23 protein-coding genes and 2 pseudogenes are annotated in these 24,534 nt (G+C 61.2%); 8 read left to right on the top strand and 17 right to left on the bottom strand.

Annotation, left to right across the window (positions count from 1 at the left end; all coding sequences use genetic code 11):
• Nucleotides 1–25: 25 nt before the first annotated feature.
• The 4 genes from LPA36_RS09285 to LPA36_RS09270 form a co-directional block, all read right to left on the bottom strand.
• Nucleotides 26–775 (bottom strand): electron transfer flavoprotein subunit beta/FixA family protein, encoded by a 750-nt coding sequence (locus LPA36_RS09285; protein WP_228875858.1) that lies wholly within the window; start codon nucleotides 773–775, stop codon nucleotides 26–28.
• Between the two features lie 57 nt (nucleotides 776–832).
• The gene (locus LPA36_RS09280; protein WP_228875857.1) at nucleotides 833–1,690 is read right to left on the bottom strand and encodes a 3-hydroxybutyryl-CoA dehydrogenase; all 858 of its coding nucleotides are present in this window, start codon (nucleotides 1,688–1,690) and stop codon (nucleotides 833–835) included.
• Between the two features lie 288 nt (nucleotides 1,691–1,978).
• Nucleotides 1,979–2,353: a response regulator transcription factor gene (locus LPA36_RS09275; RefSeq protein WP_228875856.1), complete on the bottom strand. Its 375-nt coding sequence runs from the start codon at nucleotides 2,351–2,353 to the stop codon at nucleotides 1,979–1,981.
• A 427-nt stretch (nucleotides 2,354–2,780) separates the two neighbouring features.
• Nucleotides 2,781–3,596, bottom strand: coding sequence for a TlpA family protein disulfide reductase (locus LPA36_RS09270; RefSeq protein ID WP_228875855.1), 816 nt, complete (start codon nucleotides 3,594–3,596; stop codon nucleotides 2,781–2,783).
• A gap of 391 nt (nucleotides 3,597–3,987) precedes the next feature.
• Between LPA36_RS09270 and LPA36_RS29430 the strand changes: the two genes are divergently transcribed.
• Complete coding sequence (locus LPA36_RS29430) at nucleotides 3,988–4,116, top strand: hypothetical protein (RefSeq protein WP_267478898.1); 129 nt, start codon at nucleotides 3,988–3,990, stop codon at nucleotides 4,114–4,116.
• Nucleotides 4,117–4,316: 200 nt separating this feature from the next.
• Nucleotides 4,317–5,234 carry a pyridoxal-phosphate dependent enzyme gene (locus LPA36_RS09265; protein WP_228875854.1) on the top strand — a complete coding sequence of 306 codons (918 nt, stop codon included), beginning with the start codon at nucleotides 4,317–4,319 and terminating at the stop codon, nucleotides 5,232–5,234.
• Between the two features lie 65 nt (nucleotides 5,235–5,299).
• On the opposite strand, the gene LPA36_RS09260 is transcribed toward LPA36_RS09265, so the two are convergent.
• The 3 genes from LPA36_RS09260 to LPA36_RS09250 all read right to left on the bottom strand — a co-directional run bounded on the left by LPA36_RS09260 (nucleotide 5,300) and on the right by LPA36_RS09250 (nucleotide 8,588).
• Nucleotides 5,300–6,274, bottom strand: coding sequence for a 2-dehydropantoate 2-reductase (locus LPA36_RS09260; protein WP_228875853.1), 975 nt, complete (start codon nucleotides 6,272–6,274; stop codon nucleotides 5,300–5,302).
• Nucleotides 6,275–6,329: 55 nt separating this feature from the next.
• Nucleotides 6,330–7,541: an amino acid aminotransferase gene (locus LPA36_RS09255; protein ID WP_228875852.1), complete on the bottom strand. Its 1,212-nt coding sequence runs from the start codon at nucleotides 7,539–7,541 to the stop codon at nucleotides 6,330–6,332.
• Between the two features lie 180 nt (nucleotides 7,542–7,721).
• Nucleotides 7,722–8,588 (bottom strand): alpha/beta fold hydrolase, encoded by an 867-nt coding sequence (locus LPA36_RS09250; RefSeq protein WP_228875851.1) that lies wholly within the window; start codon nucleotides 8,586–8,588, stop codon nucleotides 7,722–7,724.
• Nucleotides 8,589–9,041: 453 nt separating this feature from the next.
• Between LPA36_RS09250 and LPA36_RS09245 the strand changes: the two genes are divergently transcribed.
• Nucleotides 9,042–9,323, top strand: a complete 282-nt coding sequence (locus tag LPA36_RS09245; RefSeq protein WP_228875850.1) for a DUF4148 domain-containing protein — start codon at nucleotides 9,042–9,044, stop codon at nucleotides 9,321–9,323.
• 91 nt (nucleotides 9,324–9,414) lie between these two features.
• On the opposite strand, the gene LPA36_RS09240 is transcribed toward LPA36_RS09245, so the two are convergent.
• From LPA36_RS09240 to LPA36_RS09225, 4 genes are all read right to left on the bottom strand, one after another.
• Nucleotides 9,415–10,860, bottom strand: a complete 1,446-nt coding sequence (locus LPA36_RS09240) for a cytochrome-c peroxidase (protein WP_228875849.1) — start codon at nucleotides 10,858–10,860, stop codon at nucleotides 9,415–9,417.
• A 92-nt stretch (nucleotides 10,861–10,952) separates the two neighbouring features.
• Nucleotides 10,953–12,644 carry a phospholipase C gene (locus LPA36_RS09235; RefSeq protein WP_228875848.1) on the bottom strand — a complete coding sequence of 564 codons (1,692 nt, stop codon included), beginning with the start codon at nucleotides 12,642–12,644 and terminating at the stop codon, nucleotides 10,953–10,955.
• A 380-nt stretch (nucleotides 12,645–13,024) separates the two neighbouring features.
• Nucleotides 13,025–13,162, bottom strand: a complete 138-nt coding sequence (locus LPA36_RS09230; protein ID WP_228875847.1) for a hypothetical protein — start codon at nucleotides 13,160–13,162, stop codon at nucleotides 13,025–13,027.
• 60 nt (nucleotides 13,163–13,222) lie between these two features.
• The gene (locus LPA36_RS09225) at nucleotides 13,223–13,687 is read right to left on the bottom strand and encodes a carboxymuconolactone decarboxylase family protein (RefSeq protein ID WP_228875846.1); all 465 of its coding nucleotides are present in this window, start codon (nucleotides 13,685–13,687) and stop codon (nucleotides 13,223–13,225) included.
• A gap of 296 nt (nucleotides 13,688–13,983) precedes the next feature.
• Here LPA36_RS09225 and LPA36_RS09220 point away from each other — a divergent pair, with 296 nt between their 5' ends.
• The 5 genes and pseudogenes from LPA36_RS09220 to LPA36_RS09200 all read left to right on the top strand — a co-directional run bounded on the left by LPA36_RS09220 (nucleotide 13,984) and on the right by LPA36_RS09200 (nucleotide 18,805).
• Nucleotides 13,984–14,406 carry a VOC family protein gene (locus LPA36_RS09220; RefSeq protein ID WP_228876510.1) on the top strand — a complete coding sequence of 141 codons (423 nt, stop codon included), beginning with the start codon at nucleotides 13,984–13,986 and terminating at the stop codon, nucleotides 14,404–14,406.
• A gap of 16 nt (nucleotides 14,407–14,422) precedes the next feature.
• A pseudogene (locus LPA36_RS29425) lies at nucleotides 14,423–14,629 on the top strand (SDR family oxidoreductase); the annotation flags it as partial.
• Nucleotides 14,630–15,475: 846 nt separating this feature from the next.
• Nucleotides 15,476–15,961 (top strand): hypothetical protein, encoded by a 486-nt coding sequence (locus LPA36_RS09210; RefSeq protein ID WP_228875845.1) that lies wholly within the window; start codon nucleotides 15,476–15,478, stop codon nucleotides 15,959–15,961.
• A 1-nt stretch (nucleotide 15,962) separates the two neighbouring features.
• Nucleotides 15,963–17,060 carry a GGDEF domain-containing protein gene (locus LPA36_RS09205; RefSeq protein ID WP_228875844.1) on the top strand — a complete coding sequence of 366 codons (1,098 nt, stop codon included), beginning with the start codon at nucleotides 15,963–15,965 and terminating at the stop codon, nucleotides 17,058–17,060.
• Between the two features lie 452 nt (nucleotides 17,061–17,512).
• A complete protein-coding gene (locus tag LPA36_RS09200) occupies nucleotides 17,513–18,805 on the top strand; it encodes an IS701 family transposase (protein WP_228875843.1) in 1,293 nt (430 codons plus the stop codon).
• Nucleotides 18,806–19,199: 394 nt separating this feature from the next.
• Here the strand turns inward: LPA36_RS09200 and LPA36_RS09195 are convergent, their stop codons facing one another.
• From LPA36_RS09195 to LPA36_RS09170, 6 genes and pseudogenes are all read right to left on the bottom strand, one after another.
• Entirely contained in the window at nucleotides 19,200–19,469 is a 270-nt protein-coding gene (locus LPA36_RS09195; RefSeq protein WP_228875842.1) for a CBU_0592 family membrane protein, read from the bottom strand.
• A 37-nt stretch (nucleotides 19,470–19,506) separates the two neighbouring features.
• Nucleotides 19,507–19,881, bottom strand: a pseudogene (locus LPA36_RS09190) (M24 family metallopeptidase); the annotation flags it as partial.
• A 174-nt stretch (nucleotides 19,882–20,055) separates the two neighbouring features.
• The gene (locus LPA36_RS09185) at nucleotides 20,056–21,528 is read right to left on the bottom strand and encodes an MFS transporter (RefSeq protein WP_228875841.1); all 1,473 of its coding nucleotides are present in this window, start codon (nucleotides 21,526–21,528) and stop codon (nucleotides 20,056–20,058) included.
• Between the two features lie 183 nt (nucleotides 21,529–21,711).
• Nucleotides 21,712–22,608 carry a LysR substrate-binding domain-containing protein gene (locus tag LPA36_RS09180; RefSeq protein WP_228875840.1) on the bottom strand — a complete coding sequence of 299 codons (897 nt, stop codon included), beginning with the start codon at nucleotides 22,606–22,608 and terminating at the stop codon, nucleotides 21,712–21,714.
• A gap of 195 nt (nucleotides 22,609–22,803) precedes the next feature.
• A complete protein-coding gene (locus LPA36_RS09175) occupies nucleotides 22,804–23,214 on the bottom strand; it encodes an ethanolamine utilization protein EutQ (RefSeq protein ID WP_228875839.1) in 411 nt (136 codons plus the stop codon).
• Nucleotides 23,211–24,527, bottom strand: a complete 1,317-nt coding sequence (locus LPA36_RS09170; RefSeq protein WP_228875838.1) for an NAD(P)/FAD-dependent oxidoreductase — start codon at nucleotides 24,525–24,527, stop codon at nucleotides 23,211–23,213. Before LPA36_RS09170 ends, LPA36_RS09175 begins: the two co-directional genes overlap by 4 nt.
• Between the last annotated feature and the right edge of the window lie 7 nt (nucleotides 24,528–24,534).

Below are 24,534 nucleotides of genomic sequence, written 5' to 3'. Positions count from 1 at the left end.
TCGTCCGTCTCCTGCGTGTTCGTGATCAAAGCACCTTGGCTTCGGTCTTCAGCTTCTCGACCAGCGTCTTCACGTCGGCAACCTTCACGCCCGCGCTGCGCTTCGGCGGCTCGACCACTTTCAGCGTCTTCAGGCGCGGCGTGACATCGACACCGAGGTCCTCGGGCTTGAGCGTTTCCAGCGGCTTCTTCTTCGCCTTCATGATGTTGGGCAGCGTCACATAACGCGGCTCGTTCAGGCGCAGATCGGTCGTGATCACCGCCGGCAGCGTCAGCGACAGTGTTTCCGCGCCGCCATCCACTTCGCGCGACACGGTCGCGCGGCCGTCGGCTACCACTACCTTCGAGGCGAACGTCGCCTGCGGCAGGTTCGCCAGCGCCGCGAGCATCTGGCCGGTCTGGTTCGAATCGTCGTCGATCGCCTGCTTGCCGAGAATCACCAGCGAAGGCTGTTCCCTGTCGACCAGCGCCTTCAGGAGCTTCGCGACCGCCAGCGGCTGCAGGTCTTCACCCGATTCGATCAGGATCGCACGATCAGCACCAATCGCCAGCGCCGTGCGCAGCGTTTCCTGACATTGCGTCACGCCACACGACACGGCAATCACTTCAGTCGCCACGCCCGCTTCCTTCAGACGCACCGCTTCTTCAACCGCGATCTCGTCGAACGGGTTCATCGACATCTTCACGTTCGCGATGTCCACACCCGTGTTGTCCGATTTCACACGGACCTTCACGTTGTAATCGACCACGCGTTTGACTGCGACAACAATCTTCACGAAACTCTCCTGAAAAATAATACGAACGCTTTACCCGAATATATCGGTTAAACGTGTTCAAGCCTTCTCGTATCGGTAGACACCGTGTCCAGTCTTGCGACCCAGTCGCCCGGCCGCCACGAGTTCACGCAGCAGCGGACACGCGCGATACTTCGAGTCCCCGAAGTCCTTGAGGAAGACGTCCATTACCGAAAGGCATACGTCCAGCCCAACCAGATCTGCAAGCGCCAGTGGCCCGATCGGGTGATTGGCGCCAAGCATCATGCCGGTGTCGATTTCCTCTGCGGTTGCAATGCCGTCGGCCAGCACGAAGAACGCTTCGTTGATCATCGGCACGAGAATGCGGTTCACCACGAAGCCTGGCGCGTTGCGCACATTGACCGGCGACTTGCCAAGACGCGTTGTGAGGTCGCTCACAGCGGCCGCGGTCTCCGTGCCTGTTTGCAGACCGCGAATCACCTCGACTAGCGGCAGGAGCGGAACCGGATTGAAAAAGTGCATACCGATGAAACGCTCCGGCCTGCACAGGGTCGCCGCGAGTGTCGTGATCGAGATCGACGACGTGTTGGACGCAATGATCGCGTCGTTGCGCACAACACCTTCGATCTGTCGAAGAATGCGGATCTTCAACTCGACGTTCTCTGTCGCGGCTTCGATCACGATATCGGCGACGCCGAGGCGCTGGTAGTCGGTCGATGTTTCGATCCGCGCCAGCGCTGCGTCGCGCGACGACGCTTCGACCTTCCCTTTCTCGACCAGCCGCGCAAGACTGCCGCCCAGCGTGGCGACGCCCTTGGCGAGCGCGGCTTCGGTAACGTCGACCAGCACGACCTTCAGGCCGGCAATTGCCGCGACCTGTGCTATGCCATTTCCCATCGTACCGGCGCCGACGACGCCCACTGTTTCGATTCTCACTGCCGCTCCCGTATGGATATCTCGCGATGCGCGAAACAACAATGTGGGAAATCGTAGCGTCAGGGCCGCCTTAACGGGTATCCAGATGCGCCGTTTCGCTGACAGAACCTGCCTTTATTGAGCAAATGGGGTCGCGGCGCTGGATCGGGACGCGAAATGAGCGGCTGAAAGCAGCGTAAAGCTGCCCCAAGCGAATCTGGCCCCTCGGCGGATACGCGGGGGTCGGTTTTCACGGCCGCGCCCGCCATCGGTGTAAAACCGGCTGGATTGCGGCTAAAGCGATCCGTCTTAAGGCGTGCCCATCACACGCGCGATGCAATCTTCCATGGCGGCAGCGTCAACCGGCTTTTCGAGGATCGCGATGACGCCTGGTGCCTTCAGTTTTGCGTTGAGACCTGGGGTCGGGAAGGCAGTGATGAAAATGGTGGGCAGCGTATGGCCCAGTTGCAGAAGGCGATTGTGCATCTCGACACCTGACATGTGCGGCATCCGCACGTCCGAAATCAGGCAGGCGGTCTGGGCGATGTCCGGCCACCGGAGAAACGCGATCGCAGAGTCGAAGAGGCACACGTGCCAGCCAAGGGAGCGAATCAGGCTACCTGTCGCCGCCCTGATTGCATCGTCGTCAACAATGGCAATAATTCCGACTGGTGCGGTGCGCATTCTGTACTCCGGAAAAAGATTCACGGTCTGGACCGGAACGGCACTACACAAGGGCATGAATAACAGCCTATCGGCCACCTGGAAGAACGAAAATCATACCAAGGTATGAGTCATACACACCATTTCGGATGCCGAATAAGCTTGTACTGTCGCCTGGCGGCTACACGGTCCAGCATGCATCGCATATCTGCAGACACGGGTCGCACACCATACGCTGTGATTGCCGTTTGTGCGTCGAGGCCACTGCGCATTGAACTCCGTCCGGCCACAAACCGCGAGGTCGCATACGTGCATCATGTCCGGCCGTTTCTTGCAAAACGTCAGCGAAGCGGCGCGCGGAATGTCGCTGTTACGCTATGGGTTAACACGAACGCCGCATGCGCCGGATCTTCCGAACCACTACGCGACCTCTTTGTCGCCACTTCGCTTAACGGGAAGCGCCGGCTGCAGCAGACGGATACAGCGTTTCAAGCGCCTGCTGGAACGTCGCTCGCGAGAATGGCCCGAGATGCGCGGCAAGCAGCTTGCCGTTTTCATCGTAGAAGAGCGTCGTCGGGAATGCCCGCGCGCCCGTTGCGCGCGCGACGGCGAGCGATGGATCGAGCACCAGGTTGTGCAACGAAAGTGCCTGGGTTTTGAGGAATCCGTTGACCGCCTCAAGCGATTCGCCCTGGTTGGCGAATACAACATCGACGCCCGGAAAATTGCGTTGCGCCTCGGCCAGCACGGGCATTTCACCGCGACACGGCGCACACCAGCTCGTCCACAGATTGACGACAAGCGGCTTTCCATCGTTTCGCGCGAGGGATTGCACCTCACCTTTCGTGTCGGTGACATTCACTGCGGGCAACAGCTCCGACGCCTTCGCGGTCCCCGCTGCTGCAGTTGCAACGCTCCAGCTTGCGACCCCGACAACGGCCGCAACAAGCGTAGCGTGACGCAGATGAGCCCGACGCATAACGATCCAGAGTAGAACGAGCGCACCGGCCACGACGCCGGGTACCCGATCGAAGCCGAGGTCGCGGAAGTCCAGCATCTTCAGCCAGTTGTCGCTGCAGGCAGGCAGGTAATGGCCGACGAACGACAGGCGCGCGACCAACAGCCCGACCGCAGCCATCACGAGAACGGCGGATTCCGCCTCGCGTGCGTCACGACCCACGAGACGCGCGACAACGACTGCAATCGCGATACTTAAAAAGAGAATCAGCGGTGCAACCGGAAATGCAAATGGCCCGATGTTCAACGACCACCCGCGCGCGCCAGGCCTTTCGAAAAGAAGTTCCCACCGCAAGGAAATCCGTACCCGTATTGCTCAACGTTCGACATAACCCGCTCCTTAACTATCTGGTCCGGCATACGCCTGCGCAACACCTTTCGCCTGCCTTGCCGTTCAGCGCATTTAAAAGGACAACCCGCCCGGGGACACGCCCGTGACGCTCACTTGCATGCTCGAACGTCTCAATCTGCACCGACGCACGCGTCGGTGGCCTTTAGTGACCTGAATACGTCGAGGAGAAAATATACGATCGTATGCGGTGCCTCCTCCACATGCGCCATGCCAGCAGTCGTTCGTAGAACAGGAATGCGTCCTTGCGTTGCCTAACCTTGATATCACAGCAACCAGGAGACTCGTCATGCGAGACGTCCTTCACAACTGGATCATGATTGGCAGCAACGCCTACGTTGAATACACGTTCATGCCGTGGCTTGACCGCAGCGTGTACAGGCGTACCGTCGATCTGAGCCGGGTCTGCCTGCAGTGAGCGCGCGGGCATCGCATGAGAAGGCACGTGAAGGTACGCAAAAAATGGAAGTCAAGACACGTGGAATCCATTCGCGCCGCCCGGCGCCGGCCTTTCTGACCGCCTGAGGGCAAGTGCGGATTCGCTGGGTGTCTGGTTACGCGACACATGGATGCCGCATTTCAGGTACGCTCACGAAAGTTTCGTTTTGCGGATCTTCCATGTCGCTTCATATTCAAACGCCTCTTCTGACGTCCCTGCCGCTTGGTCTTGCTGCCGGCGCAACCGTTCTGCTCAAACTCGACGCAATGCAGCCACCCGGATCGTTCAAGATTCGCGGAATCGGTTACGCATGCGAGGAACACGCACGCAACGGCAAACAACGTTTCATCTCCTCTTCGGGCGGTAACGCGGGCATCGCGGTCGCGTATGCCGCGCGGCAGCTTGGCCTGCCTGCCGTTGTGGTCGTTCCGCAAACCACCACTCAACGCGCCAGAGACCTGATCGCGATGGAAGGCGCGGAGGTCATCGTGCACGGCGCGACGTGGCAGGAAGCGAACGGCATGGCACTTTCGCTGGTCGGCGAGACGGATGCTTTCATTCATCCGTTCGACGATCCGCTGCTGTGGACAGGTCACGCAACGATCATCGATGAAGTCGTCGCCGCAGGCGAACAACCCGACGCGGTCGTGTTGTCGGTAGGCGGCGGCGGTTTGCTCTGCGGCGTCCACGAAGGCCTGCGTCGCAACGGGCTCGGACACGTGCCGGTTATCGCCGTGGAAACGGAAGGTGCCGCCTCGTTCGCTCAATCGGTCAAGGCAGGCAGGCGGATCGAACTGGACGCCATTCGCAGCGTTGCAACTTCGCTAGGCGCAAAGCAGGTTTCGGAGCAGGCGTTCAAGCTCGCACAAACCGCGGACATCCGCCCCGTGACCGTGACCGACAGAGCGGCCATCACAGCATGCAAGCGTTTTCTGGACGATCACCGCGTGCTTGTCGAACCCGCGTGCGGCGCAAGCCTCGCGCCGGTATACGACCGTGCGAGCGCACTCGACGGATTCCGCAAGATTCTTGTCGTCGTTTGCGGCGGGGTCGGCGTGACGCTCGAGCAACTTGAACACTATCTCGCCGCCAGCTGAACCCTCTGCGCCAGCCCGAAGCACTTCAGGCTGCGCAGGCCAAAACGGCCTGCGCAACCCTGCGTTCAATAAAGTCCAAGCGTTTGCGCGTGCAGGCGCGCGAGGCCGAGCAGCGCATTCGTGAAAGGCGTCGGCACGCCGGCCAGTTTTCCGAGTTCGCAGACCGCGCCCACAAGCGCGTCGAGTTCTACCGGCTTGCGTGCCTCGACATCCTGCAACATCGATGTTTTCATCGCACCGAGCCGCAACGTCGTTGCATGCCGGTCTTCCGGATCCTGCTCAATCGGAATGCCAAGTCGCGTGCCGATCTCCTTCGCTTCGATCATGACGTTTGTCGCGAAACCCCGCACCAGGTCATCACGAAGAATCCTGTCTGTCGTCGCACCGGTGATCGCGCTGATCGGGTTCATCGTCAGATTGCCCCACAGCTTGTACCAGACGTCACGCTGAATGCTTGCCGACGCGGAGGCATCGAAACCCGCGCGACGCAACAGCGCGACCAGTGCGTTCACGCGTTCACCCGATTCGCCGGCAGCTTCCCCGACGATCAATCCGGCGCCCATGTTGTGCCGGATCACGCCCGGCTCTTCGATGCGGCAACTCGCGTGGACCACACAACCCAGGGTTTGCCGCGCGGGGATCGCGGCGGCGATCAGGCCGCCGGGGTCGACTGACTCAAGCGGCGTGTTTGCAAACGGCCCTGTCAGGCCCGCACAAAACCACCAGGGCACACCGTTCATCGCGGTCATGACCAGCGTTCCCGGACCGACAAGCGGTGCCAGTTGCGCGGCAACCGACTGCATGGCCGGCGCCTTGACTGCCACAACCACGAGGTCCTGCACGCCGAGTTCAGCGGGCACGTCGCTCGCCTTCACGGCGACCGATCGCGTGCCATCGGCGTCTGCAAGACGCAGCCCGTTCTGCCTGATCGCGGAGAGCGCCGCGCCGCGTGCCACGACGCTTACCTCGCACTCCGCCTGGGCGAGCTTCACGCCAATCCAGCCACCCATTGCACCGGCACCATATATGCAGACTTTCATCACGACTCCCGTAAGCGCATACGTGCGCTATCGATCTGCTCGACACACGTCCGGATCATTTCGCAACGCCGACCTTGCCGGCGACCGACGCTATTGCAGAAGCAACATATCCGACGTTTTGCTGGTTGAGGCCCGCAATACACATCCGGCCTGAACGCAACAGATAGATTGCGTGTTCGTCGCGCAGCTTTTCTACCTGCTGCTCGCTCAACCCGGTGTACGTAAACATGCCGACCTGCGAGACATAGCGGGCACGCAGCACATCGTCGACAAGTCCGGCGAGCCCGTCGTGTATCTTGCCGCGCATCAGCTTGATGCGCTGCCGCATCTCCGCCAGCTCGCTCTCCCACGCACTATGAAGCGAGGGATTCGAGAGGACGCCGGCCACGAGTTTTGCGCCATGCACGGGCGGATTGCTGTAATTCGCGCGGACCGCAAAAGTCAGTTGCCCAAGCACGCGCTGCGCTTCTTCTGCGTCGCGACAGACAACGCTCAGCGCGCCGCATCGCTCGCCGTATAGCGAGAAGTTCTTCGAGAACGAACTGGCGACGATCAGCGGCACGCCCGCATCCGCGAGCTTGCGCACACACGCGGCGTCTTCTTCAAGACCGGCGCCAAAGCCCTGATACGCCATGTCGACAAACGCGATCAGCTTGCGGCGCTGAAGCACGGGAATCAGTTCAACCCATTGCTCAGCGTTGAGATCGACACCGGTCGGATTATGACAGCACGCATGCAGCAAAACGACGCTTCGCTCTGGCAACGCATCGATCGCATCGCGCATTGCTTCGAAGCGCAGGCCACCCGTCGCGGCGTCATAGTACGGATAGGTATTGACCGTGAGTCCGGCACCTTCGAACACGACGCGATGATTTTCCCAGCTCGGATCGCTGATCCATACCTGCGCATCCGGCACGTGCCGGCGAAGAAAATCGGCGGCCACCTTGAGCGCGCCAGAACCACCGAGCGTCTGAAGCGTGGCGATACGCCCCGCGCGACGCGCATCATGGTTTTCGCCGAACACCAGTGCCTGCGCCGCGTCGCGGTAACCCGCATGACCTGCCATCGGAAGATAGCTGCGCGGCGCAGCGGTTTCGAGCAACGAGGCTTCCACGGTCTGCACAGCCCGCATCACTGGCAGCCGGCCGACATCGTCAAAATAGACACCGATGCTGAGGTTCACCTTGTTGCCGCGTGGATCACGCTGAAAGTCCTCGTTCAGCGAAAGAATCGGATCGCCGGCGTAGGCGGGCACGTTTTCGAACATGGCTATTTCCTCGATGTATGACTGCGGGCGCGGGAATGACGCATTGCCCGCAGCACGGATCATATTCGATGAAACGAAAAGCGCCCATGCCAGCAAGGCTCAAATCCATGCTCGATCGCCTCAGCAGGCCCCGGGCACGGCGGACGTGACGCGTATCGTGTTGAACGTCTCGCCCGCGCTTCAGCCGATTCCGTTCGTCTGGAGAAATTCGAGCATCAGCGAAGCAATCTCCTGCGCGTGCGTTTCAAGCGCGAAGTGCCCTGCATCGAGGAACTGGATGCGCGCATCCGGCAGATCCCGGCGATATGCTTCCGCGCCCGGCGGAATGAAAAACGGGTCGTTCTTGCCCCACACCGCGAGCAAAGGCGGAAGATGCTTGCGGAAGTACGCCTGGAACGCCGGATATAGCGCGACGTTGCTGCGATAGTCGAGAATCAGGTCCAGTTGTATCTCGTCCGCGCCGGGTCGCGCCAGGTACGCAATATCGAGCGTGTAGCCATCCGGCGAGACAAGGCCCGGTTCGGCCCCGTGGAGATACTGGAAGTTGCGGATTACGTCCGCGCTGAGTGCGTCCCTGCAGGCTTCGCGCCGTTCAACTGCAGGTTCGCGCCAGTATGCCTGCCAGGGTTCCCATGCGTCGCTAAGGCCTTCGATGTAGGCGTTGCCGTTCTGGCTGACGATGGCCGTGACGCGCTCGGGATGCGCAAGCGCGAGCCGCAGCCCCGTGGGTGCGCCGTAATCGAAAATGTAGATCGCGTAGCTATGCAGGTCGAGCGCATCGACGAAATCGCCGATGACCTTCGCGAGATTGTCGAAGGTGTAGTCGAACGTGCCACGCGCAGGCGTACGCGTGAGACCAAAGCCCGGCAGGTCCGGCGCAATCACGCGATAGTGTGTCGCGAGTTTCGGTATCAGGTCGCGGAACATGTGACTCGACGTGGGAAAGCCATGCAGCAGGAGCACGACGGGTGCTTTGGCCAGGCCGGCCTCACGGTAGAAAACCTCTCCATCCGGAACGTTCCGGGTTCTGTAAGACACTTTCATCATCGACACTCCTGTCTGGCACGCGTGGACACGGTCACCTGACGGGTCGCTCTGCCTGAAGGGAATTCACGATGCGCTGTGGCGCGCGATGCCGGCCGAACCGGCGCGAACAATAACGACCCGATGCTACAAGGTAGGTCTAAACGGGACCGGATTCCACGCATACAAACGCATACATCCGGTGCAGGTTGAGGCAGCGTGTTCATCGCGACACCCATTCGACGCTGCACGGACGCACGCGATGTTCAATGGCACGTTCTGTCGTCTCGCTTGCGGCGCACCTTACGGACGGATGACGTCGCGCGTCGGCGGAATAAAACGATGCGTCCGCGTGTTTACCCGGGCATGCAGTGCAATCTTCTGCAAACAGAAGATCTGCCAGACGGCTTCGCTGGCGAAAGTGCGAGACGTCCTGCATTGCACACATCCGGTCCATCGTTTATCTGGAGATTTAGCATGAAGCTCTTCGCCTGCATTGCAGTTGCTGCCAGTGTCCTTGTTTCTCCCGTAATGGCATTTGCCCAGTCCAGTTCATCGTCCGTGACCCGTGCCGAAGTACGGGCCGATCTCGCCGCCGTTGAGAAGGCAGGCTATAACCCGACGTCCGGCGACGATGCCACTTATCCAGCAGACATTCAGGCTGCGGAAGCGAAACTCGCGAGCGAGAGAAACGCGAACCAGGCACGCGAGGCTGTTGGCGGAACGAAACCCTCGGGAGAATCGGCGCCGGGGCAGTGAGCGCTGTTGCTCGCTGCGCGTTCCACTTGAGCGAGCACAGCCAGACGAGAGGCGCGCCACGCGTATAACCTGCCGCGCGGCGCGCCCGGTATTACTGCGCTTTATAACCGTCGTCCAGCGTCTTCATGAACGCGATGATGTCGTCCATTTCCGCATCGGTCATGGCGGGCTGATCGCCAGCCTTGCGGTCGAACGGTGCGTCGGCCACGTCGATGTTCGCAACATACTTAGCGGGGATATCGTCGTACTTCATGACCTTGCCTGACGCGTCGCGAGGATATATCTTCTCCGGGCTTGTGTTGCGCAGGTTGTAGAAATTCATCACCTGCTTGAGGTCGTGATAGACGCCATTGTGGAAAAACACATGGCGTTCAGCGGCATTACGCAAAGTCGGCGTGAGGAACATGCCGCAATACTGCGTCTGCGTCGCGATATCGTGACGGAACGGTCCGCACACGCCCATGTCGTAGAACTTCGGATCCTTGTTGACGGGCAGCGCTTTGTTGCGCGGCGCGCCAAGCGCTTCATATTGCTGGTCGGTGAAAAGCGGCGGCAGGCCATCGCGGCTCACCTGGCTCACGTGACAGCCCGCGCAGTTCGCCTTGTCCTTGTCGTTGAAAAGTCGCAGGCCGCGCAATTCTGCCTGCGTCAGGTGCGCGCGTCCTTCCAGCCAGTAGTCGTACTTGCTGCTGAATTCATGGAACGACGGGTCTTCCACCTGATAGCGTCCGATCGCAAACATCGCTTCCGAAGCAAGCAGATCCGGATGATCGAAAATGGCCGGCCCAAAGAGCTTGCTGAACGTATCGCGATACTTGCCCGTCGACAGCTTCTGCACCACTTCGTTGACGTCCCGGTTCGCCATCTCGACCGGATTCAACAGCGGTCCGATCGCCTGGCGCTGCAGCGAATCGGCACGGCCGTCCCAGAAGAGACCGCCTTGCGGCACCATCGCGGGCGCGGCGGGCGCGGCACCTGCGGTCTTGACCGCGCGTTGCACACCTTGCGCGGCGGCGGCAGCCTGATCGAGATTCACGACAACGTCCGCATCGCCCGCGTCAGGGCCAATGCTGAACGGCGCCTGACGATACAGGTACGTGAGCGAAGGCGGAGGACGGTAGCCTGCGTCTGTCATATGCGGGCCGCCCAGCTGCACCGACAGGTCATCTGGCGGCCCATAGGCGTGCTGCGCGCTATGACACGACGCACACGACTGCTTGCCCGATGCCGACAGCGACGGATCATTGAACAGTTCCCGGCCAAGCAGTGCGACGGAACTGAGCGGCGCCGTGTCGGGCCGCACAAGATGCACCGGATGCGGATTCGCACCGGTCAGGTCTTCGACGAGCTCGCCCACAGCCTCCGGCATGCGTTCGGGGTACGCGAGTGCATAGCCCGCCATCACGGCAAGCGCGATCACGACACCCGGTATGGCCCAGACAAGCACGCGTATGAACGTGCGACGTGCCGTGCGGGGATCGGGTTGTTTGCCGGCCGGCAGCGGCGGCGGAAAGGCGACATTCGTACGAAGGGTCATGGCGATAGCAATGAAAAGCGCGGAACACGAACAAACGTGTCGAGCCAGCACGAAGCTGGCTCGACACGCGTCACAGGTGCAACGAACCGGGATTAGATCTGCGGTGCGGCAGAGAGCTTCGTCCCCAGGTTCTGGTCGAGGTACAGCGTCGGCGTGCTGCCGCCGTTCGTGAAGTCGAAGAGGCCCATGATGCTGCCCGCCGATGCATCGTTCGAGCCGCCGCCGAGGCGCTGACCGCCAAGCCAGTTGTCTTCGATGAAGCGCACGACCGATGACTGCGTGAGGCGCGTGTCATCCACGAAGTTGACCTTCGCATACGGCGAAACCACGACGAACGGAACGCGCGTGCCCGGACCACAACGGCCGTTGATCGCGAGACCGGCCGGGCTGAGACCTTGCGGCGTCGTGCCCGAGGTGCCGCACGTCGCGGCGCCGTTCAGCATGTCGGACGCGTCGAACGATGCCGTTGTCGGTGCTGCGTAGCGGTGGTCGTACCAGCCGTCCGAATCGTCGTACGTCAGGATGACGGCCGTGCTCTTCCAGTCAGGCTGCTGCTGCAGGAAGTTGATGACCTTCGTGTAGAACGCCTGTTCGTCGAGGGGATCCGAATTGCCCGGATGACCGTCCTGCACAGCCGGTGCCTTCAGGTAGCTCACCGACGGATAGTTGCCCGACTTCACTGCTGCGAAGAAGTCGTTGACGTCGTACTCGTGGTGAACCGGCGTCGCCGTGCTGTCGAGCGGATCGTTGAAGCCCACTGTCGCGACCGAGGTCGGACGCGTGTGCGCCGGGTTGGCCGTCGACGGGAAATACTGGAACCAGTTGTGGTGCGGGCTGTAATCCTTCGGCGACGATGCGAGCACCGACGAGAACGTCGTGCGTGAGCACCCTGTCGTGCCGTTCGGATTGGTCGCTGTGAGATCGAAGCCGCCCATGAAGCCGCCCCACGTCAGTCCCTTCGCGTTCAGCAGGTCGCCGATGTTCTTGTTCAACGCCGACATCTTGCCCGACGTCGCACCCGAGCAGACGTCGCCCGTCGGATCTGGGTCGCCCGTGATCGTGAAGCCGCCCTGGCCGTCGGAGATCATGCTGCCCGCCACTGCGACGCCGCCGTTCGGAATCACGCCGTTCGTCTGGCCGGACACCACGTGAATCGCGCCCGGCGTCGACGGACCGAACGTGTCCGTATACGTGTTGCTGTTCATCGCGAAGTTCTGCGCGTAATTCCACAGCGCCGTGACGGTGTTGCCGTCGTAGTAACCCATCACGAGACCTGGCGTGCCGAACACGCCTGTGCTGCTGACCGTATTGTTACCCGTGAACTCCGGGAACAGGTCCATCTGGCCGTTGTCATAGGCCTGCTGCTCGGCCGTGTAGGCGTGGTTCTGGCCTTCCGTGTTCGCCTGCGTGCGGTCGAGCCGGAACGGGTTGGAGGCGTTCGCACCATTACCGGCTGCGGTCTTGTTCGGGTTCGACGTCAGCAGCGCGGGCGTCAGCCCGTTGACCGAAGTCGGCGTATTCGAAGCTGCGAGGAATTGCGGCTCGCCTGCCGGATTCACCGCGGCCGGGTATGTCGCGAAGTAGTGATCGAACGAACGGTTCTCGCCGAAGATCACCACGAGATGCTTGATCGGCGTGGCGGTGACAGCGGCGTCCTGCACCGATACGGTAGCGGCCGGCGGTGTTGCTGCAGCAGCGGGCGTGTTGTCGTTACTGCTGCCACACGCGCTCAGTGCCAGCGCGAGCGCGGCGAGCGGGACGGGCAAAAGGACTCTACGGAACATTTCTCGGGGCTCCAGATTCGCTGTTCAGCGCTTCCGCCGGCTTCCCGGGTGGATGACGCTGGCGATGTTGTTAGAGATGTGTAGCGGTTGCGACATACCATTTGAAACAGGGCGCATTGGACCACCGCAGTGTTATGGTTTAACGGCGCGTCGCTTGCTAAAAGCCTGCTGTTTTATTCGTTTTGCTTTCGATGCGGCGTCCGTTCATGCTTCAGGTCACACGTGAAGTGCGCGTGGATCGCACGCACGCGGGACCGCAGCGCTTCGCGCTATCACGCTGATCTCTACACATTCAGCCAGACGAAAACCTGACGAGGGCCTGCGCGCGCGGCGAGCAGACGGCAGCCCTGCGCGCGCTGGCGCTCTATCTGGCTGACGAATCACGCAGCGTCGTGCGGATGAGGGCGCAGTTCGCGCATCACCGTGAAGGCAGACAGCAGGTCGTCTGGATTGTCGAGATGGACGAATTCGATGATGTCACTCCTGTCCGTGCACGATCCGTGAACCGTTTGATGCATGGCGTCGATGTCGCGTCCGCGCGCTGAACATCCACGCGCGAACGACAGAACATCTCCCGATCAGAATCCCGGCGCCGGATTTTCCGGAATCTGGTTACGCAGGCTCAGGTTCATCACATTCCAGCCACGAATGGTGGCGATGACATACGACAGTTCGGCGATCTCCGTTTCGTTGAAACGCTCGCTCAACGCGCGCCACGCGTCGTCGGTCGTATCCTGGTGCGGCAGCGCGTTGACCGCTTCGGCCCAACCGAGCGCAGCACGCTCGCGGGCGTCGAAGAACGGCGCTTCGCGCCAGCCGGCAATCGCGTTGAGATGGCGCGGGTCGACGCCCTGCTTTATCAGATCACGCCAGTGCATGTCGACGCAGACGCCGCAGCCGTTGATCTGCGAAACACGCAGATTGATCATTTCGACGATTCTGGCGCCAAGCGAGCTCTGTTTGACAGAACCGGAGAGATTGATCATCGCCTTCAGGTTAGCCGGGGCGAGTTGAAAGAAGTTGATTCGTGCTGCCGTCATCATGTTTGCCCTCTGGTTGTGCGTGCGCCCATTGCGCTTCGCATCACCACCAGACGGGCAGCACAGGGCGTTTGTGACGGCTGCGCCGGTTTGCGTGCGTTTTTTTGGCAGTCAGGCCATCAATGCGTTGCCCGGGGCCGCTCGCATTCGTCGGGCATCGTCACCGATTTCCGCTCATGCACCGCGTGCCGTACGAGTTTGGCAATCGAAGGCAGCAGCGTGGCGTCCGGCAATCTGCTCTTCCACGTCACCCGGCCGTTTGCAGTAACATCCCTCAACCCACCCTGGAAACCTTCGAAATGGCTGATAAACCGCTAACGGTCGGCATCGATCATGTGGGCCTGACGGTCCGCGATCTGGGCGTCACGCGCGACTTCTTTGTCAATTGCCTCGGCTGGACGCAAGTCGGCGAGAGGCCTTCGTATCCAGCCGCGTTCGTGTCCGACGGACATGTCATGCTGACGCTCTGGGAAGTCACAGATCAGCCAAACCGTACAGAGTTTGACCGCAAGACGAATGTCGGCTTGCATCACATCGCGTTGCGCGTCGTTAGCGAAAGCGCACTCAACGAGATCTTCGCGCGGGTTGCCGGGTGGCCCGGCGTAACAGTCGAGTTTGCGCCGGAGAACCTGGGTCCAGGCCCCAAGCGACACACGATGGTGTACGAGCCGGGCGGCATCAGGCTCGAGTTTGATTTTGATCCACGCAGCGAGGCGTCCTGAGACAGACGCGGACGTCGCGACAGCACCGGGAACTTCGTCTTCTCGCATTATCAAGTCGCCTTTACATGCGCCGGAAACCCACGCAGCGCTCGATGCGCTACATCCGGTCGGCCACATGGGCGAGATGAGCGATATCGCAAACGCTGTGCTGTATCTGGATTCGGCACCGTTCGTCACGGGCGAGATCCTGCACGTCGACGGCGGCCAGAGCGCAGGCCATTAATGCGCCGGGGCGTCGCTTGCGGCGCCCTGTCAAGGTGACGCTGCGCTGCGCCCGCAAAGTCGCTGACCGCCGTTCGAATTGCTGTCAGCGTGGGTGGTCATTCGCGATGAGATTCATCTCAGCCCAACGATGACGGATCAGTTGCCCGAAAGCGCAGCCAGCGACTCGACTTCCCCTGCAAAGCAATGTGAAACTGTTTCTCGCCACGCCTTCTTCGACTGTTGCATTGCCTCGTCCGTCAGGGCGATCCACGGTGTGTTCCTGAGTGGCACCACCGGGTAACTGGATGACGGCGAATCCGCCCACGCCAGCCGCGCATCTCGCGGCGAAGAGAACTCCTTCGGTATTTTCGCTGGCCGGTGCCGCTGCGGCATGACGGTTGCGCGTCGTTGCCCATGAAGGGCCATAGCAGGTCAGGGGACGCGAATGTCTCGCCACTCCTGTGTTCCGCACCGGAGATACAGGGTCAGCGTCCAGGTCACGCCGGCCAGGACGTTGTCTTTTCGCGGCGTGGCGCGTCGATAAGCAAGAAAAACAGACCCGCTGACAACGAAGGCAGGCCGCGGAGGGAAACTTCAAACTATCATGGTTCAAGGGGCTTTCAGGAACATCGCCGGGAGTTCCGATGCCGAACCTCGAATCTGGATGCGGGACCGCAACTTGCTTGCGCGTCTGCCTGCACCGACCGGCGTGGGAATCGCGACCGCGCGTCGCGCACGATCTCTAACCAGGTGGAGCGTTGCAATGGACAGCGACCCGGCATCATCTGAGCGGATACGCGGTACTGCGCGCCGCGAAAATCCTGATAAGCGAGCGTCCCGTCCGCCGTGGCTACAACTCTGGCTCATGTCCTCGATTGGGCTTGGCGTTGGCGTGCTCGGCACCGCGACGTACATCATGTGGTTCAGCCGGGACATGCAGGCGTACGAGCGCGCCATTCAGGCGGCGCGTGAGCAGCCGATGGTCGTTACTGGCGCCTCGCGACGGAACGATTCGACTGCGGAGCCGGTCGTTCGTGCGTTGGCCGCGGTAGCAGTCGATCCCGCGTCGTCACCGCCGTATGTTGCGCCTTCAGCAGGCTTGACGCCGGTGTTCATGGACACGCAGGTCGACGCCGGAACGGAATGGGACGCGAGTGCCGCCCCGATGGAGGCAGACATCATCCGCGCGCCGTCGCATCCGGTGAGCCCCGCCGCTCCCGTCAACCACCACCGTGCCGCGAGCCCCCCGAAACCGCCGACGTTGTTTTCCCGCATCGCATCCGCATTTCGTCGCGTAGATTATCGGCATCATGACCCGGGAAACGACCAGTCCACGTACGCGCATCCGTGATGTGCCACCTCGCCTGGAAAGTCGTGGTCACGCTGCCCGGCGAAGACTGCTGACACCGTCTCCGCTCGCGGTCGGCGTCGTTTCGCTGATCTGTCTCGTGTTCGGGCTCAGCTACATGGCGCTTCAGGTGCGGGCCGTCTTCTCCGACCAGATACAGCAGGAATACGTCGGACTCGTGCTCGAGTCCGTCATGCGCGCCGACGTCGCACAGAATGCCGCTGAGGTCTGGCAGACGATGCCGCAAAGCGACGTGAACGCTGCCGCGCGCCAGAGCGCTATTGCCGCGCTGCGCGACCGCGTTGCCGAAGTAGACGCGCTTGCGGGTTACAGCCCCGTCCCCGTCCCGCGTTTTACGAACGATGTTGCGGTAACCGGCGCCAGTCTCGACGCAACACACGCTGCGCTGGCGGCCACCGGGCTTCACTGGCGTTCGCGGCGTGACGCGCTCAGCAGGGACATTCGCCATCGCGCGCTGCGAATTGCCTGCACACTCGCCGTTCTGACCGTCGTCGTGGTTGGCGCACTGCTGAACGCACTTGCTGTTTACGTGCGTCGCCAGCGGCGCCTTGCCGGCATGGCCGACCAGCTCGCTTATGCCGCGCAGCACGACGGCATGACCGGCCTGCCTAACCGGCAAAAACTGCTTTCGGCACTGGAGGCGACCGTGGCGTCAGCACGATCCGCCGGGCCGTCCAGTTCCGTCGCGCTTATTTATCTTGATCTCGATGGATTCAAGCACTTGAACGATACCTTCGGTCATGGCGTCGGCGACGCGTTCCTGGTGTCGGTGGCCAGCCATTTCCGGCAATCGCTGCGCCCCGGCGATATCGTGGCGAGGCTGGGTGGCGATGAGTTTGCAGTACTTGTCACGGGCGCTGGCATCGGCGAGTTGAAGTCGATTGCGACACGGCTCCTCGCGTGCGTAAAGGAAATCGACGGCCAGATGGGGCTGGGCATTATGAGTGCAAGTATCGGCATTGCTGCGTGGCCCGATCCGTTTTTCGATCATCGCCTGTTGATCGCGGCAGCTGACAAGGCCATGTATGAGGTCAAGCGCAATGGAAAAAACGGGTACGCATTCGCTGTTTTGCCCGGCTGACCTGCCCGAGACGGTTAGTTGCGTAGCCTGTGATGTGAAATAGACGGCCCTTAAGGCGAGCGTTGCTCGTCGGCAGCAGGACCGCGTCATGCCTGCGTCGAACACCCACAGAACGCGCGCCTCCGAAGGCGCCAATCTGCTACGTCGTCAGCCTGAGCCGTTCCGCCGCACGCCACGGTTTTGAAGTTTTCGCTCGATGACGTCTCTAATGATCGTGCCCGCCCAGTTCGCGCATCGTCATGCTTTGTTGTCGGTTCGGTCACAGTCATCAACAGATTTCTGCACCGGATCGCCGGCGGCCGATCAGCCGGCGATGCGAAAAAGCAGACACTAAACCAGCCGCGGCAATAAAAACTTCGCTGATTCGACTTATGTCCAGAACCCTTTAGTACTACTGTGTCATAAAATTCATGGCATTATAGGAGCCTCTTCATTCTTTGCATGAGGAAGCGATGGACTGGGAGACATCGTTCGACGAATACCTTGAACACCTATGTGACACAATTGGACACAGTGATCGTCGTGCCGGTCTGGTGGGCTATTGTCAGGGTTTGATGCTGCCGATTGCGCGTAAGAGTGTTGAGCCGCTGGCGGCCCATCTCGAACCGCATCGTGTGAGTGCGCGGCACCAGTCCCTGCATCACTTCGTTTCAAAGTCAGAATGGTCTGACGCCGCATTAATCGAACAGGTTCGGCGCTGGGTATTGCCGCACATGGATCCGTCAAACGGGCTGTACTGGATCATTGACGACACGGGTTTTCCGAAGAAGGGAAAGCATTCGGTGGGCGTGGCGCGGCAATACTGTGGACAGTTGGGGAAGCAGGATAATTGCCAAGTTGCCGTGAGCCTGTCAGTAGCCACCACGGAGGCGAGCCTGCCCGTCGCTTATCAGCTTTACCTCCCGAAGGAATGGGTGGACGATCCGGCGAGACGGCAGTTGGCAGGGGTTCCCGAGGAAATTCAGTTTGCAACCAAGCCGCAGATCGCTATCGCGCAACTGCGTGAGGCAAGGCAAAGCGGTGCCCCGAATGGAGTGGTGCTGGCTGATGCGGGTTATGGAAACGACACGGCGTTTCGTGACAGCGTTGGTGAACTCGGGCTGCAATACGCCGTGGGCATTCAGTCGAGCACCCGCGTGTGGCCACCGGGCCGGGCCCCACTACCTGCCGAATCCTCTACAGGCAAGCCCGGCCGACCACGAAGCCTGCAGCGCCGGGTACTGGGACACAATCCCGCCGTAGTCAAAGACCTTGCGCTCGCGCTCGAACCATCCTGCTATCACACGGTTTCCTGGCGCGAAGGCACGCGTACCGCCTCGAGTTCCCGCTTTGCGGCGTTGCGCGTGCGGGCCTCTCACCGTGATTATTGGCGGGCTACGCCGCGCGATGAGGAATGGCTGCTTATCGAGTGGCCCATTGGTGAACCCGAGCCAACCAAATACTGGCTTTCCACATTGCCCGATGCGACGGCTGTCGAACACCTGGTTCACGTTGCCAAAATGCGCTGGCGCATTGAGCGCGACTACCAGGATCTAAAGCAGGAGTTCGGCCTTGGACACTTCGAGGGGCGTGGGTGGCGTGGATTTCATCATCACGCATCTCTATGCATTGTCGCCTATGGGTTTCTCGTCGCACAGCGCCTCAATGAAGGCAGTAAAAAAAACTCCGAAATCCGCAGCGCACCTGCCTTACCCACGGGCTACATCCCACGCGGCTCCCCAGCGAATGCAGCGACACGTACCTGACTCGATCGCAACGCTGCGCTGGCGAATTGCTGCCCACATCTCAAGGCGATTAAAGAGATGTCCGTATTGCTGTGTTACCTCAAATGTTTTGTGACACAGTAGTACTAGGTGATCGCTCGCGTTTTGACACGGCCTCGGCCATTAGCCGCCGGTCGAGGTCGTTCTCCAGTTTGGCGGCCTGAGGTCTCGTTCGCCCTCACTCAATGGCCGGTCTCCGGCGAGCAAATTGCGGAGGGCACTGCCTCAATCCGGCCATAGCCGGTCGCTCAAAATACGCCGAGCGGTGACATTCCGGCGTCCGTTCGTTCCGCAAAGCCGTCGTTGAGCGTTCAGCGCGATTATCTTGCGGAGTCCGGCGAGCGCAAGGCGTCGGAATGACTGACCAGCCGCCGGGTTAGCCGCCAGGCAGAGAACTCTGAGCTTGTCGCCGCGCGAGCTCCATCTTGGCCACACCCAGGCAGCTCCACACAACCCACAGTGCCTGACTGACGGCGGCCGCCAGGTTGAAATGGAAGAAGAGCGAATAGAGCAAGCAACAAGGACCAAACAGGTTGAGAATCAGATAACTTCGATCCTCGCGTTGCAGGAAGCCGAGCTGCATGCCGCCATAGGCAATCTGATAGCAGACGACACCGAAAATCCCGATCAAGTCAGCGGTAGTCATTGTTTTGGTTGAAGTGGGTGCAAGAGGCTATTGCGTATCAGACCGAAAGCCGATCTTCGAATGGGTAACGGGTCAGCACTTCGTGACCGGTTTGCGTGATCAACACCTGTTCCTCGATCTTCACGCCGGGGCCACCATCGGTTTGTCCAACGTAACTCTCGACGCACAAGACCATGCCAGGCTCAATCACGCCGTCGTAGCCCCACACCTGCCACGATTCCGGAAAGTAGATATAAGGTGCCTCGTCGCAAAGTCCCACGCCGTGATAGAGGCATGAGTAGTGGCGAAATTGCTCCGCCGGGTAGCGCAACGCGCGATGCGCCAGATCGTGGTGAGACAAGCCGGGACGCAGCAGATCGATATTGCGCTGAACCTGTTCGTACGCGAGACGGTAGATTTCCCGTTGCGCACGCGTCGGGGCGCCGCGACGGCTTGCGAGGGTAAGCGGCTCATCGAGCTGTGATCCTGATTAATTTGGGTCGAGAGGGAAATCGAATCGAAGAAGCGAGCTCGCGGTCGCGAGCCCGTCAAGCTTGATCAAGGCAGCGGCGCTTGCGTTGAGGCTCGCGTCGCCGCATGCGGGCAGTTAGCGCGCGGATTTCAACTCGCCTGACGACGCCAGCGAGTTCGATTGTCGTTGCGGAGCCGACGCCTCGCTCAACAACTTGCCGCGCGTTTCCGGCGCCAATGCGTAGGACACGATCCCGCCGAACAGACTGATCCCGGCTGCAATCAGCATCGCGGTACCGACGCCGAATGAACCAATGACCACCGGCAGCAGGAAAGTGCCTGCGGCCGCTCCGATACGGGAAAACGCAGTGGCGAATCCGACACCGACGCCACGGATCTCAGTTGGGAAGACTTCACCCGGATAAACGCCTGTCAAGGTAGTGGAGATCGCGTTGACGAGCGAGAAGGTGAAGAAGCAAACGAGAATGATCGTGGGCGATGCGTGGGCAAACAGGGCGACGCTCATCAGCGCAAGCGCCGAAATGAAAAAAGGCGGCACCGCAAGCTTGCGCCGGCCAACCCGCTCGATCAGCATCACCGAAATGATCGTACCCACTACGGCGACACCATTCAGGACCAGACCGCCTGTCAGCCCCTCCTGGAGCCCCAGTTTTTGCAAAACGACCGGAGCGAACGCGCCAATTGCGAAGTACGGCGTGACGTTGCACACCCAGAACACGGAAACGAAGATTGTAGTCTTGAGGTAGTCGCGGGAGAACAGACGTCCGAACCCTTGCTTACCTGCCGCACCCTGGGCGTGCAGATCAAGCTGTTCATCGTGCGCCATGTGTTCGGCGGCCAGCGCTTTCGCTTCGTCGCGGCGGCCCTTGCTCATCAGCCAGCGCGGCGATTCCGGCGTACCGAGACGCATCAGGAAAACGATGACCGTGGGAACCGTGCTCAATCCGAGAATCACATGCCATCCCGCGGCATTCGACTCGGTCAGTGCCCAACCCAGTGCGTAGGAGATAAGGTAGCCGACGTACCAGGCGAGTTCGAGGACCGCGAGCAGTTTGCCACGCAGGCGTGCCGGTGCAAATTCGGCAAGCAGCGGCCATCCGATTGAGTAATCGGCGCCAATCGCGATCCCCATCAGGATCCGGACCACGAGCAGTTGCCACGCTTCGGTCACGAAAAACTGCGCGACCGAGCCGACGAGGAAGATGGCTAGGTCGATCGTGAACATCGGCTTGCGCCCCACCTTGTCCGCGAGCCAGCCTCCGAGTGGGCCGCCGATAAAGATGCCAACCAGTGCAGACGCCCCGATCAATCCCTGCCACGCGAGCGATAGATGCAGATCGGCGGCGATGGCGGGCATCACGATGCCGATGCAGCCGAGGATGAAGCCGTCGATGAACATGCCGCCGGAGATGAGAACCGTCAGCTTCGAGAGGAACTTGCGTTGCTTGCCGGAGAGGGCGCCAGGGCGAGAACCGGATGGCGACGCGGGGTTGGGGTATGCCTTGCTCACGATGATGTCTCCTTGTGTTTTGTGTGACAAAAGGCCTCCCGTTACCGGTTTTCTGAAGCCCTCATCTGTATGACCCACACGTAGAGTTTGTGGAAATCAATAAAGGTGGACAAACGATATTTCGTGCGTCAATTCATTAGTCTTAGTCATAGACGAGTCAGACGGATGCACGGAGTCCACGCCTTGCGAGCGATACTGGGGAAAAGAGCACGCTGGACCAAACCGCACAGCATCGCTGCAAGCATCGCGCTGGAAGAACGATTACTTGAGCGAGAGAAGCCAGTCTCTGAAGCTGCCGACGCTCTTGCGCCGTTCGTGGGGGCCGGAAGGTTCGAGCACGAGAAACTGTCCCTCTGTTTGCAGCGTGTCGGGGACGGGGCGGATGAGCGACCCATCCTTCAGATAGGGATCAATCAGATTACTCCAGCCGAGCGCGATCCCTTGTCCGCTCAGTGCGGCCTGGATGACCATCGAATAGCTGTTGAGATTGATCTTGTTGCGCGGCGTGACTGGCGCGACGCCGACGCGGCGAAACCACTCGCTCCAGGTAATCCAGTCGCGCTCCGATTCGTCCAGCCAGAGCCAGGTACAACTCGCAAGGTCCTCGGCGCGGCGGACGCCGCCGTGGCGCGCAAGATACGCGGGGCTGCAAACCGGGAAGATTTCCTCGTTGCAGATCGGCGTGGACTTGATATGCTCGGGCGGACTCTTGCAGTAGTACACCGCGAGGTCGCATTCGAGTTTGCGATAGTCTTTCACGTGATCGTAGGCAACGATCCGCAGATCGATCCCTTCGTAACTCTCATTGAATTCGGGAATGCGCGGCAGCAACCACAGGGAAGCGAGTGCCGTGCTGGTGGCAACGGTCACCTGCAGGTCGCCATGCCAGCGCTTGATCAGTTGCGTTGCATCGGCAAGCGAGAGCAACGCTTCCCTGCAAGATTGAAAGTATTGCTCCCCTGTCGGCGTAAGGCGTACCGAACGGGTCGTGCGATCGAGCAGATGGGCGCCAAGCATGTCTTCGAGCAGGCTGATCTGGCGGCTGATCGCACCTTGTGTCACGTTGAGTTCGTCAGCGGCGCGTGTAAAGCTGCCAAGACGCGCGGTCGCCTCGAAAGCGACCACCGCCTTGAACGGCGGCAATGGCTGGATCCTCATGGAACGGCTGTCTCCGGGACTTTTTTATATGCGCTTCTGCGCGCCTGCGCGCGTTTGCGGCCTGACCGCGCGCACTGCGTACAGTACGCTCTCGCCGGCAGGCGCGCCAGGCAATCGTCAGGCCTGAAATTGTGCCCTAATCCCTGGTGACGTCAAGACGGGGCGCGCGCTCGACAGCGTGCGCTTCACTGTCGCTCAACGGAGCCGCGAGCACGGGGCCGCTTCGTCGGCGCACTCTTTCTCCAGAGTCTGTTTCCAGTTCCCTGGATAGACGACATATCCGAACAGCGCGAAGCCCGAGTAGACCAGCGACGTCGACTTCGGAATCCAGAGTACCTGACCGGCTTTTACGCAGTGCAACTTCCCGTCGGCTTCAACCTCGAGGCAACCTTCGATCGTGAAGATGACCTCTTCGTAAAGCGTGGTCCAGCTGACTCGCGCGCCTTCCCAGCGCGCGAAACCGACGCCGAGATTGGGCGAGATTTCGTCGGCGAAGGCCCGCGCGACGTAGGCCGCGCCGGGCGGCCCGCCCCGGACGTGAAAACCCAGTTCCGCGTGGTCGATGAGTCGCACGCCCTCGGCCACCCTGGTGTACGTTGCGCTCATAGCTCCGCCCGGCTTTGCCATGCTGCGAGGCGGATCCGCGTGCGCACACCGAGGCCGAGGAACGGTTCGGGCGGATTTAGCGATGGCATGCCGGTGACCGCATGAATGTCGTCGAGCAGCGAGGACTGTGCGCCGACCGCGTAATCGGCAAGCAGCGTGCCGGAGATCGTGCCCCATGCTGCGCCAACCCCGTTGTCGCAGGCCGCCGCAAATACGCCGTCTTCGAGCTGGCCAAAAAAGTTGGTGAAGTTGCGCGAGATCGCATAGACGCCGCCCCAGGTATGCGTGAACGGCACGTCGGCGAGCGCCGGGAAGCGCGAGAGGAAAGCCTTGCGATGCTCGACTCGAATGCTGTCGCGGGTGGCATTGCCGACGCTGCGGCCATACTTCGGCACGTGCTTATAGGTGTTCCGGATGATCAGACGGCGATCCTGCGTCATCCGCACGGTCGTGCCTGCGTGATCAGCCGGTGTCAACCCCCAGTCGAAGGTGCCGCCATAGCGCTTGCTCTGCTCTTCAGTCAATGGCGCGGTCCAGCTGGCGAACGTCATCACCGGCAGCAGACGGTTCTCCAGATAGCCGAATTCGCGCGTGAAAATGCTGGTGCCAAGCAGCAGGTTGCGGGTGCGGACCTCGCCGTCCTTGCCGTACAGCACGTAGCCACCCGTGCCGTCGCGCTCGACGCGGGTGATCGGCGAATTCTCCAGCAGTTCGACGTTTTCCGGCAGCGATGCAGCCAGTCCACGCACCAGCGCAGCGGGTTGCACCAGATAGCTGCCCGGCGTGTAGATCGCGCGGCTGTAGCAGGACGTGCCGAGCACTCTGGCGAGATCCGGGCCGTCAACGGCGCGGTACGGTTCGCCAAGCGCAGCCATCAGTTTCTCGAAGTGCGCAAGGTAGGCGAGCCCGCGCTCGCCTACCGCGCCCTGGTACTTGCCGGCATGCGACCACTGGCACGCGATGCCGTGGGCTTCGACCAGCGACTGCAACTGGTCGATCGCCGCGCGGTTCAGCCGCAGCAGGCGCTGCTTGAACGCCGGGTCCGGGTTCTCGAGCGCGAACTTGTGCGGAAGATCGATCACGAAACCGGAGTTGCGGCCGGATGCGCCTTCGGCGACGCGCTGCGCGTCGATAAGAAGAATGCGGGCATGGGGCTCGTGAGCAGCGAGGCGGCGAGCGGCGGCAAGGCCGGCGAAGCCGGCGCCGATCACCGCATAATCAGCGATCTGGCGACCAGTGAGGCGGCGCGCGGGACCTTGGGGCGGCAAGGCCGCGTACCAGCCGCAAGTGTTGTCGTCGTGGGGCAGATTCATTTCGTGT

The organism is Paraburkholderia saeva, assembly GCF_907164555.1.
GTDB lineage: Bacteria > Pseudomonadota > Gammaproteobacteria > Burkholderiales > Burkholderiaceae > Paraburkholderia > Paraburkholderia saeva.
Note: the sequence above shows the minus strand (reverse complement) of the source record. Positions and strands in the feature narration are given on the sequence as shown.

Bases quoted from the DNA above. Each gene is read 5' to 3' on its own strand.
- LPA36_RS09235 (WP_228875848.1), bottom strand. From the start codon at position 12,644: ATGTTCCGTAGAGTCCTTTTGCCCGTCCCGCTCGCCGCGCTCGCGCTG.
- LPA36_RS09180 (WP_228875840.1), bottom strand. From the start codon at position 22,608: ATGAGGATCCAGCCATTGCCGCCGTTCAAGGCGGTGGTCGCTTTCGAG.
- LPA36_RS09260 (WP_228875853.1), bottom strand. From the start codon at position 6,274: ATGAAAGTCTGCATATATGGTGCCGGTGCAATGGGTGGCTGGATTGGC.
- LPA36_RS09230 (WP_228875847.1), bottom strand. From the start codon at position 13,162: ATGCATCAAACGGTTCACGGATCGTGCACGGACAGGAGTGACATCATC.
- LPA36_RS09245 (WP_228875850.1), top strand. From the start codon at position 9,042: ATGAAGCTCTTCGCCTGCATTGCAGTTGCTGCCAGTGTCCTTGTTTCT.
- LPA36_RS09225 (WP_228875846.1), bottom strand. From the start codon at position 13,687: ATGATGACGGCAGCACGAATCAACTTCTTTCAACTCGCCCCGGCTAAC.
- LPA36_RS29430 (WP_267478898.1), top strand. From the start codon at position 3,988: ATGCGAGACGTCCTTCACAACTGGATCATGATTGGCAGCAACGCCTAC.
- LPA36_RS09210 (WP_228875845.1), top strand. From the start codon at position 15,476: ATGTCCTCGATTGGGCTTGGCGTTGGCGTGCTCGGCACCGCGACGTAC.
- LPA36_RS09200 (WP_228875843.1), top strand. From the start codon at position 17,513: ATGGACTGGGAGACATCGTTCGACGAATACCTTGAACACCTATGTGAC.
- LPA36_RS09175 (WP_228875839.1), bottom strand. From the start codon at position 23,214: ATGAGCGCAACGTACACCAGGGTGGCCGAGGGCGTGCGACTCATCGAC.
- LPA36_RS09195 (WP_228875842.1), bottom strand. From the start codon at position 19,469: ATGACTACCGCTGACTTGATCGGGATTTTCGGTGTCGTCTGCTATCAG.
- LPA36_RS09255 (WP_228875852.1), bottom strand. From the start codon at position 7,541: ATGTTCGAAAACGTGCCCGCCTACGCCGGCGATCCGATTCTTTCGCTG.
- LPA36_RS09240 (WP_228875849.1), bottom strand. From the start codon at position 10,860: ATGACCCTTCGTACGAATGTCGCCTTTCCGCCGCCGCTGCCGGCCGGC.
- LPA36_RS09170 (WP_228875838.1), bottom strand. From the start codon at position 24,527: ATGAATCTGCCCCACGACGACAACACTTGCGGCTGGTACGCGGCCTTG.
- LPA36_RS09265 (WP_228875854.1), top strand. From the start codon at position 4,317: ATGTCGCTTCATATTCAAACGCCTCTTCTGACGTCCCTGCCGCTTGGT.
- LPA36_RS09250 (WP_228875851.1), bottom strand. From the start codon at position 8,588: ATGATGAAAGTGTCTTACAGAACCCGGAACGTTCCGGATGGAGAGGTT.
- LPA36_RS09275 (WP_228875856.1), bottom strand. From the start codon at position 2,353: ATGCGCACCGCACCAGTCGGAATTATTGCCATTGTTGACGACGATGCA.
- LPA36_RS09220 (WP_228876510.1), top strand. From the start codon at position 13,984: ATGGCTGATAAACCGCTAACGGTCGGCATCGATCATGTGGGCCTGACG.